Genomic DNA, 16841 nt, shown 5'->3' with positions numbered 1-16841 from the left:
GGCGTCGATCCCGTTCTCTCTTCATCCGGACTATGACCGTCGGCCCCGGGATCACACCGGGTCTGCTGACCTTGTCGAAGCACCCGACTCAAGTCGTGTGCAACGCCAAGCGCTCGCGGGCTATGCGCGTTGCGCGCAATTACCGCCGGTGGGGAATTGCACCCCGCCCTGAGAACGTTTGTGCCGCCCATAGGCGGGCGGCGGCAAGTTTGTAACACATATTTCCCGGCCATGCACATGACACTGCGGGAGCGAGCCCGCTCGCGAAAGCGGCTACACATTCAACGCATATGCTGACTGTTACTGCGCTTTCGCGAGCAGGCTCGCTCCCACATGGATTGTGCTTTTTCCTGAGGGCGGTGATTTTTACTCGGCGAAGGGTTGATTAATCTGCGCGATGACCGCAGTAATCCCACTTCACAAAGGGATTTCCCCATCTGACCAGAGGCCAGGTTCATGAGCGTTATCGATCTTCGCAGCGACACCGTCACCCAACCGACTCCCGCCATGCTCAAGGCGATGACCGCAGCCGATACCGGCGACGACGTGTATGGCGAAGATCCGACGGTCAATCACCTCGAGGCCGAACTGGCCAAACGCCTGGGTTTTGCCGCCGCGCTGTTCGTGCCGACCGGGACCATGAGCAACCTGCTCGGCCTGATGGCGCACTGCGAGCGTGGCGACGAGTACATCGTCGGTCAACAGGCGCACACCTATAAGTACGAAGGTGGCGGGGCGGCGGTGCTCGGTTCGATTCAGCCGCAGCCGCTGGAAGTGCAGGCCGACGGTTCACTGGATCTGGATCAGGTTGCGGCCGCGATCAAACCGGACGATTTCCATTTCGCCCGCACGCGTTTGCTGGCGCTGGAAAACACCATGCAGGGCAAAGTGCTGCCGCTGGAATATCTGGCGCGCGCGCGACGCTTTACGCAGGAGCATGGCCTGCAATTGCACCTGGACGGCGCGCGGTTGTACAACGCGGCGGTCAAGCTCGGCGTCGATGCCCGGGAGATCACCCAGCATTTCGATTCGGTGTCGGTGTGCCTGTCCAAAGGCCTCGGCGCGCCGGTCGGCTCGGTGCTGTGCGGGTCCGAGCAACTGATCGGCAAGGCGCGGCGTTTGCGCAAAATGGTCGGTGGCGGCATGCGTCAGGCCGGGTTGCTCGCGGCGGCTGGCTTGTACGCGCTGGATCATCACGTCGAACGGCTGGCGGATGACCATGCCAACGCGCAGTTGCTCGCCGAGGGGCTGCGTGAGGCCGGTTTCGTCGTCGAACCCGTGCAAACCAACATGGTTTATGTGCAGATGGGTGACAAGGCCGCAGCACTCAAGGACTTTGCCGGCGAACGCGGGATCAGGCTCAGCGCCGCTGCGCGCTTGCGCATGGTCACGCACATGGACGTCAGCCGCGCGCAAATCGAACAAGTGATCGCGACATTCGTCGAGTTTTCACGCAAGTGACAGCGTCAGCCGTCCAATTGACCGTTTCTATCGTATAAACACGCTGTACCCCGCGCGCAGGGCCGATATAATGCGGCCCTTTGCCGTCGCTTCGTCTCACGACGTTTCGAACAGGCCTTTGGCCGCAGCCTCCGTGGAAGAACCTAATGAAAAGCGCAGAAATCCGTGAAGCCTTCCTTCGCTTCTTCGAAGAGCAAGGCCACACCCGTGTAGCCTCAAGCTCTTTGATTCCGGGCAACGACCCAACCCTGCTGTTCACCAACGCGGGGATGAACCAGTTCAAGGACTGCTTCCTGGGCCAGGAAAAACGTGCGTACACCCGTGCCACCAGCAGTCAGAAATGCGTGCGCGCCGGCGGCAAGAACAGTGACCTGGAAAACGTCGGTTATACCGCGCGTCACCACACGTTCTTCGAAATGCTCGGCAACTTCAGCTTCGGCGACTACTTCAAGCACGACGCGATCACCTTCGCCTGGACCTTCCTCACTGGCGTGCTCAAGCTGCCGAAGGAAAAGCTCTGGGTCACCGTCTACGCCACCGACGACGAAGCGTATGACATCTGGACACAGAAAATCGGTGTGCCAGCCGAGCGCATGATCCGCATCGGCGACAACAAGGGCGCGCCGTACGCTTCCGACAACTTCTGGACCATGGGTGATACCGGCCCGTGCGGCCCGTGCACCGAGATTTTCTACGACCACGGCGAGCACATCTGGGGCGGCCCGCCGGGCTCGCCGGAAGAAGATGGCGACCGCTACATCGAAATCTGGAACAACGTGTTCATGCAGTTCAACCGCACCGCCGATGGCGTGTTGCATCCGTTGCCAGCGCCGTCGGTGGACACCGGCATGGGCCTGGAGCGGATCAGTGCGGTGATGCAGCACGTCAACTCCAACTACGACATCGACCTTTTCAAGAACCTGCTCAAGGCTTCGGCTGAAGCGATCGGCTGCGAAAACGGCGATCAGTCGTCGCTCAAAGTCGTCTCCGACCACATCCGTTCCTGCGGTTTCCTGATCGCCGACGGCGTGCTGCCTTCCAACGAAGGTCGCGGTTACGTGCTGCGCCGGATCATCCGTCGCGCCTGCCGTCACGGCAACAAGCTCGGCGCCACCGGCAGCTTCTTCTACAAGATCGTCGCGGCGCTGGTTGCCGAGATGGGCGAAGCCTTCCCGGAACTGAAGAAGCAGCAAAGCAATATCGAGCGCGTGCTCAAGGCTGAAGAAGAGCAGTTCTCCAAGACCCTGGAGCACGGCCTGAAAATCCTCGAGCAGGATCTGGCCGAGCTCAAAGGCACCGTGGTGCCAGGCGACGTGGTGTTCAAACTCTACGACACCTACGGTTTCCCGATGGACCTGACCGCCGACATCGCCCGCGAGCGCGGGCTGACCGTCGACGAAGCCGGTTTCGAGCGTGAGATGGAAGCGCAGCGTGTTCGCGCGCGTTCGGCCAGCTCGTTCGGTCTGGACTACAACACTCTGGTCAAGGTCGACGTGGCCACCGAATTCACCGGTTACGCCGCCACCAGCGGCTCGGCGAAAATCGTTGCCATCTATAAGGATGGTCAGTCGGTCGACGTGCTGAGCGAAGGTCAGGAAGGCGTGATCGTGCTCAACCAGACGCCGTTCTACGCCGAGTCCGGTGGCCAGATCGGCGACTGCGGTTTCATTCAGGCCGGCAGCAGCCGCTTCGACGTGCGCGACACCACCAAGACCGGCGGCGCATTCCTGCACCACGGTGTGCTGGCCTCGGGCAGCCTGACCATTGGCGCACCGGTGGAAACCCACGTCGACGCCGAAGTGCGTCACGCCACCGCGCTGAACCACTCGGCTACGCACTTGCTGCACGCCGCGCTGCGTCAGGTGCTCGGTGAGCATGTGCAGCAGAAAGGTTCGTTGGTCGACAGTCAGCGCCTGCGTTTCGACTTCAGCCACTTCGAAGCGATCAAGCCAGAACAGATCAAGCAGCTGGAAGACATCGTCAACGCCGAGATTCGCAAGAACTCCGCCGTTGAAACCGAAGAAACCGACATCGAAACCGCGAAGAACAAAGGCGCCATGGCGCTGTTCGGCGAGAAGTACGGCGACAGCGTGCGCGTGCTGAGCATGGGCGACTTCTCGGTTGAACTGTGCGGCGGTATCCACGCCAACCGTACCGGCGACATCGGCCTGCTGAAAATCATCAGCGAAGGCGGTGTGGCATCGGGCGTGCGTCGTATCGAGGCAGTCACCGGTGCTGCGGCGCTGGCCTACTTGAACGCGGCGGAAGAACAACTCAAGGAAGCGGCCAGCCTGGTCAAGGGCAGCCGCGACAACCTGATCGACAAGCTCTCGGCGGTACTGGAGCGCAACCGTCTGCTGGAGAAACAACTCGAGCAGTTGCAGGCCAAGGCAGCCAGCGCTGCGGGCGACGATCTGTCGGCCTCGGCGGTGGACGTCAAGGATGTGAAGGTTTTGGCCGCCCGTCTGGACGGTCAGGATGGCAAGGCGCTGCTGGCGCTGGTCGATCAGCTGAAAAACAAACTCGGCCGCGCAGTGATCCTGCTCGGCGGTGTCCATGAGGAAAAGGTCGTACTGGTTGCAGGCGTAACCAAGGACCTGACTGGCCAACTCAAAGCCGGTGATTTGATGAAACAGGCTGCTGCGGCAGTGGGCGGGAAGGGCGGTGGTCGTCCGGACATGGCGCAGGGCGGCGGTGTCGATGCCGCTGCGCTGGATGGCGCGCTGGCGCTGACCGTTCCATTCGTCGAGCAGGCTTTATAAGACGGCTCGCCGGGCTCGCAGTCTAGTGGCGGGCCCGGCGACTGTTCGAAAGATTATTGGGCGCCCTTCATGGGCAGAGGCGGCTTTGAAATGGCTTTGATCGTACAGAAATTTGGAGGCACCTCGGTCGGCACTGTCGAGAGAATCGAGCAGGTCGCCGACAAGGTTAAGAAATTCCGCGATGCCGGCGATGACCTGGTGGTTGTGCTGTCTGCAATGAGCGGCGAAACCAACCGTCTGATCGATCTGGCCAAGCAAATCAGTGGCGAGGCGCAACCGGTTCCGCGCGAGCTGGACGTGATCGTGTCCACTGGTGAGCAGGTGACGATTGCCCTGTTGGCCATGGCGCTGATCAAGCGCGGTGTGCCGGCGGTGTCGTACACCGGTAATCAGGTGCGGATCCTGACTGACAGTGCGCACAATAAAGCGCGTATCTTGCAGATTGATGACCAGAAGATTCGCGGTGATCTGAAGGCTGGCCGCGTGGTGGTTGTCGCCGGTTTCCAGGGCGTCGATGAGCACGGCAACATCACCACCCTCGGTCGCGGCGGTTCCGATACCACCGGCGTGGCACTGGCGGCGGCCTTGAAGGCGGATGAATGCCAGATCTACACCGACGTCGACGGTGTCTACACCACTGACCCGCGTGTGGTGCCGGTCGCTCAGCGTCTGGACAAGATCACCTTCGAAGAGATGCTGGAAATGGCCAGCCTCGGCTCCAAGGTGCTGCAGATCCGTGCGGTGGAATTCGCTGGCAAGTACAACGTTCCGCTGCGCGTACTGCACAGCTTCAAGGAGGGTCCGGGCACCCTCATTACTATTGATGAAGAGGAAACCATGGAACAGCCGATCATTTCCGGCATCGCTTTCAACCGCGATGAAGCCAAGCTGACCATCCGTGGCGTGCCAGACACCCCGGGCGTGGCGTTCAAGATTCTCGGCCCGATCAGTGCCGCGAACATCGAAGTCGACATGATCGTGCAGAACGTCGCGCACGATAACACCACCGACTTCACCTTCACCGTGCACCGCAACGACTACCAGGCCGCACAGACCGTGCTGGAAAACACCGCTCGCGAGATCGGTGCCCGTGAAGTCGTCGGCGATACCAAAATTGCCAAGGTCTCGATCGTCGGCGTCGGCATGCGTTCCCACGCAGGCGTGGCCAGCCGCATGTTCGAATCCCTGGCCAAGGAAAGCATCAACATCCAGATGATCTCGACTTCGGAAATCAAGGTGTCCGTAGTGATCGAAGAGAAGTACCTGGAACTGGCCGTGCGCGCGCTGCACACGGCTTTCGAACTGGATGCTCCGGCCCTTCAGGGCGAGTAATCCGCTTCTGTGAAGGGCGCGGTCTGACCGCGCCCTTTATTTTTGAATGGCGCGAGCCCCGGAACTGTTCTTTTGCTCGCGCTGGTCAATACTCAGGCATGTAGGGCTACGATCGCTGCGGTTGTAGGTCGGGTGCCTTTTTTTTGCAGACTGTTGTCCCTGAAATGAATGGCGTAAGGAGAAAGGTATGCTGATTCTGACTCGTCGGTGCGCGGAAAGCCTGATTATCGGTGACGGCGAAATCACCGTGACCGTGCTCGGCGTCAAAGGAAACCAGGTGCGTATCGGCGTCAACGCTCCGAAAGAGGTTGCGGTGCACCGTGAGGAAATTTACCTGCGTATAAAGAAAGAGAAGGACGAAGAACCAAGCCATTAATTTTTATCGATTTTTATGTTTGCAAACGGGGAAGAAGCTGGTTAATATACGCCCCGTGTTGCGGAGAGCTGGCCGAGTGGCCGAAGGCGCTCCCCTGCTAAGGGAGTACACCTCAAAAGGGTGTCGGGGGTTCGAATCCCCCGTTCTCCGCCATTATTTGCTTAGTACGTCGTAATCTGGCTTCTTCTGTAAGTTGTTGAAATTACTAGAAAAAGTGTTTGACATAGAGATTAGACGGCCTATAATGCGCGGCAACAAATGCACTCGTAGCTCAGCTGGATAGAGTACTCGGCTACGAACCGAGCGGTCACAGGTTCGAATCCTGTCGAGTGCACCATTTAAGAGTTATTTGCTGTAAGGTGAGTAACTCGGCTTCAGCCAGTTGTGGTCTGGTTTAAAAACACAAAATGCACTCGTAGCTCAGCTGGATAGAGTACTCGGCTACGAACCGAGCGGTCACAGGTTCGAATCCTGTCGAGTGCACCATATACCAAGAAGCCCGCGTTTAACGCGGGCTTTTTGCTGTCCGGGATTTGGCTTTTCCCTTCACGCAGCCTCGTTCATCAAAATCAATTTGAGCACTGCGGCCTCGCTTGAGGTCGTAACGATAGCTCGTTGTCGATGTGCGCGTGTTGATCTTGTCGGGCTTGCCCAGTGCGCTTTCGACGTCCCGCTGGCTCATGCCGGCAATCACTCGCCGATTGATGATCGCTTCGCGCCGCTGCCTGTTATCGATCAGGTTTCCACATTTGTGTTCGGTGCCGCCGACGATGCCCGGTTCGCGCCCGCTGTCTTTCATGCCGGAAACAGCTTCGTGATTGAACTCCGGCATGATTGCGACCCAGCCAGGTGAGTAGGGATGAACCTCCTGAATTGAGAGCTGCTCCCCGGTTGCGCAGCTCATCGACGTGAATGTGACGCTGCCGTCACCGGCCTGGCAACGATGAAGTGTGGTGGCGTTGGCAGGCGTGAAGTGGAGCAGGGCGGTCAGTAGATATAGCGCGGGTTTTGCCGGCATTCGATGTCCTCCATGACGATCTAAGCTCAAGGGTAGTCGCTGCTTTTTGCATTGCCGGTGTGTTTTCTTTTCAAGATGAGTCGTCGCATTTGCACGGGTCAGGCAGGTGCTCAGGTTTGTTTCGCAAGCGCTTGTTTCAGCCGTGATTTTTTCAACGTTTTAAACCGTCAGGCGTGTATCATTGCGCCCGTCAGCCCCGCCGGGGCTTATGGAAAACCTCCATGGACTTACCCAGTAGTTGTTCAGTAAACCGTTTCACCAATCATGAATTGACTGATTGATCCTTCCGGCGTGCCCCGCTGCTGGGAGTGGAGTTCGCCTATGTCCGAAATCGAAGTAAAGAAAACACAGGAAAGCCTGCAGGACCGCCTGGCTCAGGTCGTCGAGTTGCTGCAGCGCCAACGTGTCGTTGAAGACCTGACTCATCGCCAGGAAGGTCCGCACCACGACCGCGTGGAAAACCTGGTTCACCGGCAAAACCTCGTCGAGCTGCAACGCAAGCTCGATGATCTGCACTCCGCCGACGTCGCCTACATTCTCGAAGCCTTGCCGCTGGACGATCGTCTGACGCTCTGGCAACTGGTCAAGGCCGATCGCGACGGCGACATTCTTCTTGAAGTATCCGATTCCGTCCGTGAGACGCTGATCGCCGACATGGACGATCACGAGCTCTTGGCTGCGGCCAAGGACATGGACGCCGACGAACTCGCTGACCTGGCCTCCGAGCTGCCGCGCGACGTTGTCCATGAGCTGATGGAAAGTCTGGATAACCAGCAGCGCGAACGCGTGCGCTCGGCCCTCTCCTATGACGAGGATCAGGTCGGAGCGCTGATGGACTTCGAGATGGTGACGATCCGTGAGGACGTCAGCCTTGAAGTGGTTCTGCGTTACCTGCGTCGCCTCAAAGAGCTTCCCGGTCACACCGACAAACTGTTCGTGGTCGATTACGACGGCGTGCTCAAGGGCGTGCTGCCGATCAAGCGCCTGCTGGTCAACGATCCGGAGAAGCAGGTAGCCGAAGTGATGGCCAGCGATCCGGTGAGTTTCCACCCGGACGAAGATGCCTACGACGCCGCTCAGGCATTCGAGCGTTACGACTTGATCTCGGCGCCGGTGGTCGACAAGAACGGCAAACTGATCGGCCGTCTGACCATCGACGAAATGGTCGACCTGATCCGTGAGGAAAGCGAAAGCGAAGTCCTTAACATGGCCGGTCTGCGCGAAGAGGAAGATATCTTCGCCTCGGTGTGGAAATCCCTGCGTAACCGTTGGGCGTGGCTGGCGGTGAACCTGATCACTGCATTTGTCGCATCGCGGGTGATCGGTCTGTTCGAAGGTTCGATCGAGAAGCTCGTGGCACTGGCGGCGCTCATGCCGATCGTCGCGGGTATCGGTGGCAACTCCGGTAACCAGACCATCACCATGATCGTGCGCGCCATGGCGCTGGATCAGGTCAGCACCGGCAACACCTCGCGCTTGATGCGCAAAGAGCTGGCGGTCGGTTTGATCAACGGTCTGGTCTGGGGCGGGGTGATCGGTGTGGTCGCGTACATGCTCTACGGCAGTTGGTCACTCGGCGTGGTCATGACGGCGGCGATGACGCTCAATCTGTTGCTGGCGGCGTTGATGGGCGTGTTGATCCCTATGACGCTGGCGAAAATGGGCCGCGATCCGGCGATGGGCGCCAGTGTGATGATCACGGCAATGACCGACAGCGGTGGCTTCTTCATCTTCCTCGGATTGGCAACAATCTTCCTGCTCTGACCTTGTGCAATGAAAAGCCCGTCAAATCGACGGGCTTTTTTGTGCCTGCCACACTCAATTGCCAAGCGGCCATCTGTCATATTGCGGGCAAAAAAAAGCCAGCAATCATGCTGGCTTCAATATGTTCGGTATAACTCAGGACGCGTCTGCGGCCATTTCTGCGTCGTGTGCGATCAGCGACACCAGGGCGTTCTGCTGACGGTGCGACAGCTGACGGAAGCGTTGCAACAGCTCGCGCTCGTGCAGCGACAGCTCCGGGCTGTCCAGGCGCATGCTCAGCTCTTCGCCCAGTGCGCCTTCCTGAATAAGACTCTGCTCAAGGCGCGCAATGATCTCGGAGTTCATGCTGCGATGATGATTGCGAGCCACCTCGGCAATGCGTTCACGCATTCCGTCTGGCAGACGTACGACAAACTTGTCAGCCGTACGGCTGGAATAAATTGCCTGTTTCAATGGGCGCATATATTTAACCGGTTAGTTCAGGGGAGCGGTTCTCGGGATTGGCCGCAGGATGTGTGGTAGGACAAGCATCCGGACCAATTGGTTCAACCTGAATTGTTAAGAGGCCGGCATCATGCCTCAAAATTGCCAGATCATTGGCGTCAATTCTGTGACAAATATTGAGCCGGGTAAAGGCGTAATGCCAGCACCAGTTGTCAGAAATGCGGACTGGTTGGAAAACTTTCCATCCTTGCGTATCGCTGCCCGCTTTCGAATGCATATCCGTTGATGCCCGAAGACTTCAGAACGTGCATGCTATGCGGCTCGCTATTCTTGATCCCTAATGTGTACAGGATAGTGGCAATTTGCCGATTTACTAGAGGCAGGACCCGTGGGAGGGCGTTTTCGGGATGGATGGCAAGCTTTTTTACCTGATGGGGCCGTCCGGTTCGGGCAAGGACAGCCTGATCGATGCATCGCGTGAGCCACTGCGGGCGTTGAACTGTGAAGTAATGCGTCGGGTGATTACCCGCTCGGCGGAGTCCGTCGGCGAAGATGCAATTGGCGTGACGCCTGAAGAATTCGAACGGCGACAGCACGCCGGCGCTTTCTCCTTGGCCTGGCAAGCCAACGGCCTCTCCTACGGCATTCCAAGGGAAATGGATGAATGGTTGCAAGCGGGCCGGCACGTACTGGTTAACGGGTCAAGAGCGAACCTGCGTCAAGCAATGGAGAAGTATCCAACCCTGGTGCCGATTCTGCTGACAGTCAACGATGAGGTCCTGCGCAAGCGCTTGCTCAGCCGTGGTCGGGAAACCCCTGAGCAAATCGATGCGAGGCTGGCTCGCAATGCGTTGTTCAAAGACCGAAGATCCAGCGACAGCCCCGTTCATCAGATCGACAACTCTGTTGACCTTGCTATCGCGGTCTCTTCGTTATTGGAGTTGGTTCGGCTCAACGCAGAACCGGATCGAACTTGATCTTGCGCCCTGCAATCAGCGCCAGCACAAACAGCACCGCAAACACGCCACAGCCAACCAGAGGCAAGGTGACTTCCGTCTCCTCGAACAGCGCCAGATGGGTAACGCCACTCAGTAAAGCGAGGATCAGAAATCCCGTCGCTGATTTGGACATGTTGTACTCCTGAAGATATTTCAAAAAACCAGACGTTCGGTGGTTGGCGCCGAGGCTAGCTCAGGCTCGCTGACCATTTGTGTAGAAGCGTCGCTGCGATCACTCAACACGGCCCACTGCGGCGCTTTCTGCACTTGCAAGTAATGCGGCATGCGCTGCGCCACTGGCTGCTCAACGTCAGCCTTGGGAAAAAAATGTGATCCGAGCAAGACAGCCAGAGCCGCTGCGTTTGCAAGCAAGAGGGTGCTGTTCATGGCACGACGCTCCAAATTGTTCTTTTTGATAGAACAGGCATAGCAGTCGCCGTGCCAACAGTGTAACGGCTGATAAGTCCTTTAAAAACAAGGGGTTGGTATGTTTTTTCCGGCGACGCTGATTGCAATCTGCAATGACCGCATTTCCGCGCAGTGCAAATTGCCCGGTAAAAGTTCCCGCAATCTTCCAGGGCGCTTGCCTACACTTAAAAAGCCCTACGGACGACATGACAAAACAGGGGCTGGCCGTTAACATGCACGCCGTCTGTCGCGCCGCATACAGCCCGCGTCAATCAGTGTCTCAGTAGCTCAATTGGATAGAGCATCCCCCTCCTAAGGGGAAGGTTGCAGGTTCGAACCCCGCCTGGGACACCACCTCTTCAAAAAACAAAAAGCCCCGTCGCACTTACTCGTGCGGCGGGGCTTTTTGCGTTGGAGCGCTGGCGAGCTTTACAGCAACTCCGAACGGCGCAACGCCTCGATGGTTTCAATCAGGTCGTCGTACGCCACCGGTTTACCCAGATGCTGATCGAACCCGGCTTCACGGGACTTCTGCATGTCGCCCTGAGTGCCATACCCGGTGAGGGCGATCGCCGGTACGTTTTTCACCAGCGGCAGCTTGCGCAGGGCAGCCATCAGTTCATAGCCGGTCATGACCGGCATGCCGAGGTCGGAGATGATCAGATCGAAGCGCGTGCTCTCAGCGGCTTTCAGCGCTGCCACCGGATGATCGAAGGCCGTTACGTCGGCGTCTTCCATCTCCAGCAGCAGCTTCAAGGTCTCCAGCACTTCCGGCGAGTCGTCGACCAGCAGAATGCTCAAGCCATCGAGCTTGCCGGAAACCGGTTCAACCTCGGCTGTTGCAGCGGTTTCTTCGACATCAGTCGACAGCGGCAGGCGAACGGTAAAGGTACAACCGGCGCCCAGCCCCGGCGAAGCAACCTTCACCGTGCCGTGCTGGGCTTCGGTCAGTTGCCGCACCAGTGACAGGCCGATGCCCAAGCCTTCACGTTGATGGTTGGTGTGCTGTTTTTCCGCCTGGCCGAACAGATCGAAGACATGTTCGAGGTTTTCCGCAGCGATGCCGACGCCGTTATCCTTGACGTCCAGTTGCGCCATTTTCCCGCTCTTGCTGGCGATCAACTCAATGCGCCCGCTCGGTGGTGTGAACTTCAAGGCATTGTTGACCAGATTCCAGATGATCTGCTCGACCCGTGTCGGGTCGGCATGAATGATCAACGGTGCTTCAGGCAATTGCAGATCGATCCGCGTGGCATGCTGTTCATTCAGCACGACCGTGTGGATGTCACGCAGCACAGCGCTCAGGTCGACGCGGGCCAGTTGCAGCTTGAGCTTGCCGGTGCGTACGCGAGCCACGTCGAGCAAGTCGTCGATGATCCGCGCCTGGCTGTTGACGGCATCGCAGATGGTATTGACCGCTTTGGTCGCCGGGCCGGCAGTACGGATCATCGGCAGGCGCCGCAGCAGTTCGGCGTTGAGCTGGATCAGGTTGAGCGGGTGCTTGAGTTCATGGGACATGACCGCGAAGAACTCATCACGCAGGGACACGGTATTGCGCGTCTGCGCCAGTTCCTTGCTCTGTTCATCCTGCTGGCGCTTGTGTCCGGTCAGGTCGCGGGCGATTTTTACATAGCCCTGCAAGCGGTCGCCGCTGAGCCTGGTGACCTCGCCGCTGCAGAAGAATCGGCTGCCATCCTTGCGCACATGCCAGCGCTCATCCTCCGAGCGCCCGTGCTGGCGGGCGGTGGACAATTCACTTTCAGCCATGCCGGCAGCTCGATCTTCGGCTGTGAAGATGAAATCGTAGTACTGACCTTCGGCCTCGTTTTTGCTGTGGCCAAAGATCAGTTCAGCGCCTGTGTTCCAACTGGTGATCGCACCCATTTCATCGAGGATGATAATCGCGTAATCACGCGTACTCTCAGCGACCAGACGCATGCGTTCTTCGCCCAGGCGCAGCTCTTCCTCGGCTTCGCGGCGTTTGCTGATGTCGATGAAGGTCAACACGGTGCCGTCGATGTGGTCTTCGCTGGAGCGATAAGGCAGCAAGCGGGCGATGTACCAGCGGTTATCGGTACTGTTGACCTCGCGTTCGATCATGTTCAGCGATTCGAACACTTGCGCCGCGTCCTCGGTCATCGCCGGGTAATTCAGGCGATGGGTGATATCCAGCAGTGAACGGCCGGTGTCTACCGGCAACATGCTGAAGATGTCGGTGGCGCGCGGCGTGAACCATTTGATGCGCATGCTGCGATCGACGAACACCGTAGCAATGTCGGTAGAAGCGATCAGATTAGTCAGATAATCGTTGATCTTGTCGGTTTCTTCGACTTTGGTCTTCAGCTCGTAGTTGACCGTCAACAGCTCTTCATTGATTGACTGCAACTCCTCCTTGCTGGTCTCGAGCTCTTCTGTGGCCGAGCGCAGTTCTTCGTTGATCGCCTGCATCTCCTCGTTGGAAGCCTTGAGCTCTTCGCTGGAGATTTCCGACTGTTCGATGGTGTCCTGCAAATGCAATTTGGTGCGTTGCAGCTCACGTTCGAGGTTGGAGAGCACTTGGCTTTCAGTCTGCAGCACGGTGGTCAGCGCATGCTCGTGCGCGTCGATCTCCGTTTCATCGAAGGTCACCAGCACGCACTCGCTGTCCAAGTCGTCGTCCTTGTACGGCTGCGCAATCAGCGTGATGCGGTATTGGCGCTCCTCGCGCTTGAGCAGCACTTCACGCGAGCGCACGGTGAGGTTGCTTTGCTGCACCTGGAACAGCGTCGTGCGGATTTCCAGGCGCAACTCCGGCAGGATCAGCGTCAGCAAGTTGCGTGACAGCTCGCCGCCGACATGCCGCAGGAAGCGCCCGGCGGCTTCGCTCATGTGAAGGATATCGGCATTGGTGTCGACGATAATGCTCGGCGGGGCGAAGCGTTCTATGGCGCGGCGGTGGATATCGGCAAACGACAGCTTGACGGGCTCGATGGCTTTCGATGGCGGTCGGGAAACGCTGGTGCGCATGTAACCGCCACGCGGCATGGTCGGGGTGCGGCGGCTGTTCGCGGTACCGGTCTTGGCGCGGAAGATGCGGTTGCGCTTGTCCACTGGCGCGAACAGTTCATGGCAGGCATCGGCGCTTTCCGAGGTGCCGAGAAACAGGAAACCACCCGGTCGCAGGGCGAAGTGGAACATCTGCAGGATTTCCCGCTGCACCTCGCGATCCAGGTAAATCAGCAGATTGCGGCAAACGATCAGGTCGATTTGCGAGAACGGCGGATCGGACAACAGGCTGTGCTTGGCGAACAGCACTTTCTCGCGGATTTCCTTGCGAATCCGGTAATGCTCATTGTCCTTGACGAAATAATGTCGCAAGCGGGTTGGCGGTACGTCGGTAACGATGGCTTGCGGGTAGGTGCCGGCGCGGCCGGTGGTGATCGCACGTTCGTCGATATCGGTGGCGAACACTTGCAGGTTGGCCTTGCTGCTTTGTACCTGCATCTGATCGTCGAGCAGGATCGCCAGGCTGTAGGCTTCCTCGCCGGTCGAGCAACCGGCAGACCAGATGCGCAGTTCTTCTTTTTCCGACGAGTCGGCAACCGATTGCACCAGTTGCGGCAGCACATCGCGCTCAAGGGCTTCGAAGGCTTCGCGGTCACGGAAGAAGTTGGTCACGCCGATCAGCATGTCGCCGAGCAAGGCCTTGGCTTCTTCCGGGGTATTTTGCAGGTAGTTGTAGTAAGCGCTGAGGTCAGACTGGCTGGTGACCTGCATGCGCCGCTCGATGCGGCGCAGCACGGTGGCGCGCTTGTAGTGTTTGAAATCGTGACCGGTGCTGCTGCGCAGGTACAACAGGATTTCATGCAGGCGTTGTTCGGCGATCGACGCCTCGTGTTCGTTTGCAGGCTTCAAGGCTTTCAAGTCGGGATCATTGGCGCTGGGTAATTTGATGTTCTGGGAGTTGCGCCAGAGCTCCATCAGTTTCTGCGGCATCTCGACCACTGGCAGTATCAGATCGACCATGCGCGTCTCGATGGCGGCACGCGGCATGCCGTCGAACTCGGCGTCTTCCGGCACTTGCACCAGCGTCACGCCACCCTGTTCCTTGATTCGCGACAAGCCCACCGCACCATCGGAACCGGTGCCTGAAAGCACCAGGCAAAAAGCCCGCTCGCGATGCACATCGGCCAGATCGCGGAAGAACAGGTCGATGGCCGTGTGGCGCACCTGCGGCGAACCGGCCGTGCTGACCCGCAGATAACCGTCGTTCATCGACAGCGAATGCGTTGGCGAGATCACGTACACACAGTTCTTTTCGATCGGCACCGGCTGCGTCACTTGCAGCACCGGCATGCGCGTCGATTCCTGAATGATCTGGTCGGCGATGCTCTGGTGATCGGGCGAGAGGTGCAGAATGATCACGAACGCCATGCCGCTGTCCTTCGGCATATGCTCGAAAAACAGCTTGATCGCTTGCAGGCCGCCCGCCGAGGCGCCGATGCCCACCACCGGGAAATTCAGGTGGCTGGGGGTCACATCCTTGCGCTCGGGCGCAGAGGGCGAGGCAGGGGTTTTCGAGGTCATCATTTCGGCCTTTTTTTGTGGCGGTACAAGCGTATCGCGGACGTCCGGGGGCGCAGGTAATTGAGCAGAATAAACCTCATTTGCGGATCTGCCTTCATTTTTGCAAGACAAACGCCTTGTCTGAGCTTGTGACATTCCTGAAGCGGCGAGCGTGCCGATTATTTTGCCGGTGTGATGATCGGTGGTCAGTCGTCGTTGATTTCGACTTTGCCAAGGCTTCCGCTGACCTCGGTTACATGCCGACGGCCGAAGACTTCGTAGGTAGTCCCGCTGGCCTCTACGCCCGGCTTGCGCACGGCCAGTTGGGCGAATAACCCAGTCTTTTCGCTGTAACTGCCGAACCAGTCAATCAGCGCCCCGATGTAGCATTCGCCGCCGATCATTACCGGCAAATCGGTGATCTTTTCGATGGTGTAGTGCCCTGGACCGTAGCTGTAGTAATCGTCTTCGCCGGCGCCCGTCGGAGGAATGGGGCAAAGGGGCGCGTCAGGGTTTGAGCCCGATGCGACTTTCATTGCCTGAGTGATGGCGTGGTCGAGTGCCGCGCGCAAATCCGCTTCGAGCTCATAGGTGCTGGTGTCGTCTTCTTTATGTTGCGTAGTTGGCACTTGCAGCGAGTAAGCGTAACGCACAGACACCGTCGGTACCTGACGGTTGATCTTCAGCGGATTGAGCAGGTACAGATTATCGACGCCATAGGCGCCGTTTCGGTAAGCGGCGTAAATTCTGTGGTGAAGCCTGATCCAGCTGATTGCCTGATTGGCGCCACGGTCGTTGGTGTAGAACAGCGAACTTTCCGGCTCGACCGATCTTTTGACAAACCGCTCGCCCGTTCGGCGCCAGGTTTCCACGTAGGTGAACAAGCCGGTGCCGCCTGCGTATGTGTCGACGATAAGGTCGCGCTGGCCATCATTGTCCAGATCCAGCAGTGCGTACGACGTCCGTCCGGTCTCGGCGGCGCCTCCGATGCTTGAGCCTTTCAATGCTTGCCACTCATCCTCGCTCACGCCTTTGGGACGGGACTTGGGGAAGTTGGTTTGCTCGCCGTAACTGTCGACTGGATCGCCCGCGAACGATGTCTGCGAAGACTCGAAAGTCCGTGCGGCCAAGGCGCGCTCCAGCGCAAATTCCGGGTGGTTTTTGCTCTCGGCACGAATGCTTTCCTGCAGATCGTTCATCGCCTGAAGATCCACGGCGTCCGGCTGCCACATTGCGGCTTGCGTCCACTGTGCCTGTAATGCCTGCAGGCGCTGGCGGTAGCTGCCATCCAGGCAAGCGACATCGTCTGCGCAGGCGTTGCGGGTTTTTAGCCAGGCGCGCTGGGTGCGCTTGAGCTCAGGTTGCGTCGCTGTGGCAGTTGTCATCAGTTGGCGATACAGCGTGCCCATCTGCGCGTCGAGCTCATAAAGCGGTTTATTCGCGCAAATCGTGTTTTCCACGTCGTTCGCGGCTTTGGTGCAGTCCATTGCCGCCGCACTCATTGGCTGGATAAACAGCAGCAAAAAGGCCGACAGGATGTAGCGTCCCTTGATGTACACGATTCAGTCCTTGTGGAAATCCTTGAGCAGGCGCGCAGAGTAATACTCAAAGTAACATTCTTGAAGCACTACCCTCAGGCCCCGGCATTTTTGGCCGATAACCCGAACGGTGACTTCAGACTCCAGCGAAATCGCTTGATGGCGCATGGCCTCCAGCTATTATCTGCGCGCCTG

At 58.5% G+C, this 16841-nt stretch carries 12 protein-coding genes, 4 tRNA genes and 1 riboswitch; of the genes, 10 read left to right on the top strand and 6 right to left on the bottom strand.

From position 1 onward, the window contains the following. Nucleotides 1-8: 8 nt before the first annotated feature. Nucleotides 9-180, bottom strand: a riboswitch (FMN riboswitch). Between the two features lie 276 nt (nt 181-456). From ltaE to HU724_RS21370, 7 genes are all read left to right on the top strand, one after another. Beyond that, the gene (ltaE, locus tag HU724_RS21400) at nt 457-1461 is read left to right on the top strand and encodes a low-specificity L-threonine aldolase (RefSeq protein WP_186567704.1); all 1005 of its coding nucleotides are present in this window, start codon (nt 457-459) and stop codon (nt 1459-1461) included. Between the two features lie 146 nt (nt 1462-1607). Continuing rightward, the gene (gene alaS / locus HU724_RS21395) at nt 1608-4223 is read left to right on the top strand and encodes an alanine--tRNA ligase (RefSeq protein ID WP_056788068.1); all 2616 of its coding nucleotides are present in this window, start codon (nt 1608-1610) and stop codon (nt 4221-4223) included. Between the two features lie 90 nt (nt 4224-4313). Then, nucleotides 4314-5555 carry an aspartate kinase gene (locus HU724_RS21390; protein ID WP_186567705.1) on the top strand — a complete coding sequence of 414 codons (1242 nt, stop codon included), beginning with the start codon at nt 4314-4316 and terminating at the stop codon, nt 5553-5555. A 187-nt stretch (nt 5556-5742) separates the two neighbouring features. Then, a complete protein-coding gene (csrA, locus tag HU724_RS21385) occupies nt 5743-5931 on the top strand; it encodes a carbon storage regulator CsrA (protein WP_002554426.1) in 189 nt (62 codons plus the stop codon). Nucleotides 5932-5993: 62 nt separating this feature from the next. Continuing rightward, a tRNA-Ser gene (locus HU724_RS21380) sits at nt 5994-6084 on the top strand. A 107-nt stretch (nt 6085-6191) separates the two neighbouring features. Continuing rightward, nucleotides 6192-6268: transfer RNA gene (locus tag HU724_RS21375), tRNA-Arg, on the top strand. A 72-nt stretch (nt 6269-6340) separates the two neighbouring features. After that, a tRNA-Arg gene (locus tag HU724_RS21370) sits at nt 6341-6417 on the top strand. 19 nt (nt 6418-6436) lie between these two features. Here HU724_RS21370 and HU724_RS21365 read toward each other — a convergent pair. Continuing rightward, a complete protein-coding gene (locus HU724_RS21365; RefSeq protein WP_186567706.1) occupies nt 6437-6949 on the bottom strand; it encodes a cell envelope protein SmpA in 513 nt (170 codons plus the stop codon). A gap of 321 nt (nt 6950-7270) precedes the next feature. Here HU724_RS21365 and mgtE point away from each other — a divergent pair, with 321 nt between their 5' ends. After that, entirely contained in the window at nt 7271-8713 is a 1443-nt protein-coding gene (gene mgtE, locus HU724_RS21360; protein WP_016773597.1) for a magnesium transporter, read from the top strand. 135 nt (nt 8714-8848) lie between these two features. On the opposite strand, the gene HU724_RS21355 is transcribed toward mgtE, so the two are convergent. After that, nucleotides 8849-9175, bottom strand: coding sequence for an Arc family DNA-binding protein (locus HU724_RS21355; protein WP_003178899.1), 327 nt, complete (start codon nt 9173-9175; stop codon nt 8849-8851). A 389-nt stretch (nt 9176-9564) separates the two neighbouring features. Here HU724_RS21355 and phnN point away from each other — a divergent pair, with 389 nt between their 5' ends. Next, a complete protein-coding gene (gene phnN, locus HU724_RS21350; protein WP_122746821.1) occupies nt 9565-10134 on the top strand; it encodes a phosphonate metabolism protein/1,5-bisphosphokinase (PRPP-forming) PhnN in 570 nt (189 codons plus the stop codon). On the opposite strand, the gene HU724_RS21345 is transcribed toward phnN, so the two are convergent. Further along, nucleotides 10109-10288 (bottom strand): PA3371 family protein, encoded by a 180-nt coding sequence (locus HU724_RS21345; RefSeq protein ID WP_016773599.1) that lies wholly within the window; start codon nt 10286-10288, stop codon nt 10109-10111. The two genes, phnN and HU724_RS21345, sit on opposite strands and share 26 nt — an antisense overlap. Nucleotides 10289-10308: 20 nt before the next feature. Further along, complete coding sequence (locus HU724_RS21340) at nt 10309-10542, bottom strand: hypothetical protein (protein WP_122612073.1); 234 nt, start codon at nt 10540-10542, stop codon at nt 10309-10311. 298 nt (nt 10543-10840) lie between these two features. Between HU724_RS21340 and HU724_RS21335 the strand changes: the two genes are divergently transcribed. Next, a tRNA-Arg gene (locus tag HU724_RS21335) sits at nt 10841-10917 on the top strand. Nucleotides 10918-10992: 75 nt separating this feature from the next. On the opposite strand, the gene HU724_RS21330 is transcribed toward HU724_RS21335, so the two are convergent. Both HU724_RS21330 and HU724_RS21325 read right to left on the bottom strand, forming a co-directional pair. Beyond that, complete coding sequence (locus tag HU724_RS21330; RefSeq protein WP_186567707.1) at nt 10993-15129, bottom strand: CheR family methyltransferase; 4137 nt, start codon at nt 15127-15129, stop codon at nt 10993-10995. Between the two features lie 185 nt (nt 15130-15314). Further along, nucleotides 15315-16667 carry a lysozyme inhibitor LprI family protein gene (locus HU724_RS21325; RefSeq protein ID WP_186567708.1) on the bottom strand — a complete coding sequence of 451 codons (1353 nt, stop codon included), beginning with the start codon at nt 16665-16667 and terminating at the stop codon, nt 15315-15317. Nucleotides 16668-16841 lie beyond the last annotated feature (174 nt).

Source organism: Pseudomonas iranensis, assembly GCF_014268585.2.
Classification (GTDB): domain Bacteria; phylum Pseudomonadota; class Gammaproteobacteria; order Pseudomonadales; family Pseudomonadaceae; genus Aquipseudomonas; species Aquipseudomonas iranensis.
Note: the sequence above shows the minus strand (reverse complement) of the source record. Positions and strands in the feature narration are given on the sequence as shown.

What these genes read in the sequence shown, in the direction of transcription:
- HU724_RS21330 (WP_186567707.1), bottom strand. Translation starts at nt 15,129, where the DNA reads ATGACCTCGAAAACCCCTGCCTCGCCCTCTGCGCCCGAGCGCAAGGAT.
- phnN (WP_122746821.1), top strand. Translation starts at nt 9,565, where the DNA reads ATGGATGGCAAGCTTTTTTACCTGATGGGGCCGTCCGGTTCGGGCAAG.
- ltaE (WP_186567704.1), top strand. Translation starts at nt 457, where the DNA reads ATGAGCGTTATCGATCTTCGCAGCGACACCGTCACCCAACCGACTCCC.
- mgtE (WP_016773597.1), top strand. Translation starts at nt 7,271, where the DNA reads ATGTCCGAAATCGAAGTAAAGAAAACACAGGAAAGCCTGCAGGACCGC.
- HU724_RS21365 (WP_186567706.1), bottom strand. Translation starts at nt 6,949, where the DNA reads ATGCCGGCAAAACCCGCGCTATATCTACTGACCGCCCTGCTCCACTTC.
- HU724_RS21355 (WP_003178899.1), bottom strand. Translation starts at nt 9,175, where the DNA reads ATGCGCCCATTGAAACAGGCAATTTATTCCAGCCGTACGGCTGACAAG.
- alaS (WP_056788068.1), top strand. Translation starts at nt 1,608, where the DNA reads ATGAAAAGCGCAGAAATCCGTGAAGCCTTCCTTCGCTTCTTCGAAGAG.
- HU724_RS21340 (WP_122612073.1), bottom strand. Translation starts at nt 10,542, where the DNA reads ATGAACAGCACCCTCTTGCTTGCAAACGCAGCGGCTCTGGCTGTCTTG.
- csrA (WP_002554426.1), top strand. Translation starts at nt 5,743, where the DNA reads ATGCTGATTCTGACTCGTCGGTGCGCGGAAAGCCTGATTATCGGTGAC.
- HU724_RS21345 (WP_016773599.1), bottom strand. Translation starts at nt 10,288, where the DNA reads ATGTCCAAATCAGCGACGGGATTTCTGATCCTCGCTTTACTGAGTGGC.
- HU724_RS21390 (WP_186567705.1), top strand. Translation starts at nt 4,314, where the DNA reads ATGGCTTTGATCGTACAGAAATTTGGAGGCACCTCGGTCGGCACTGTC.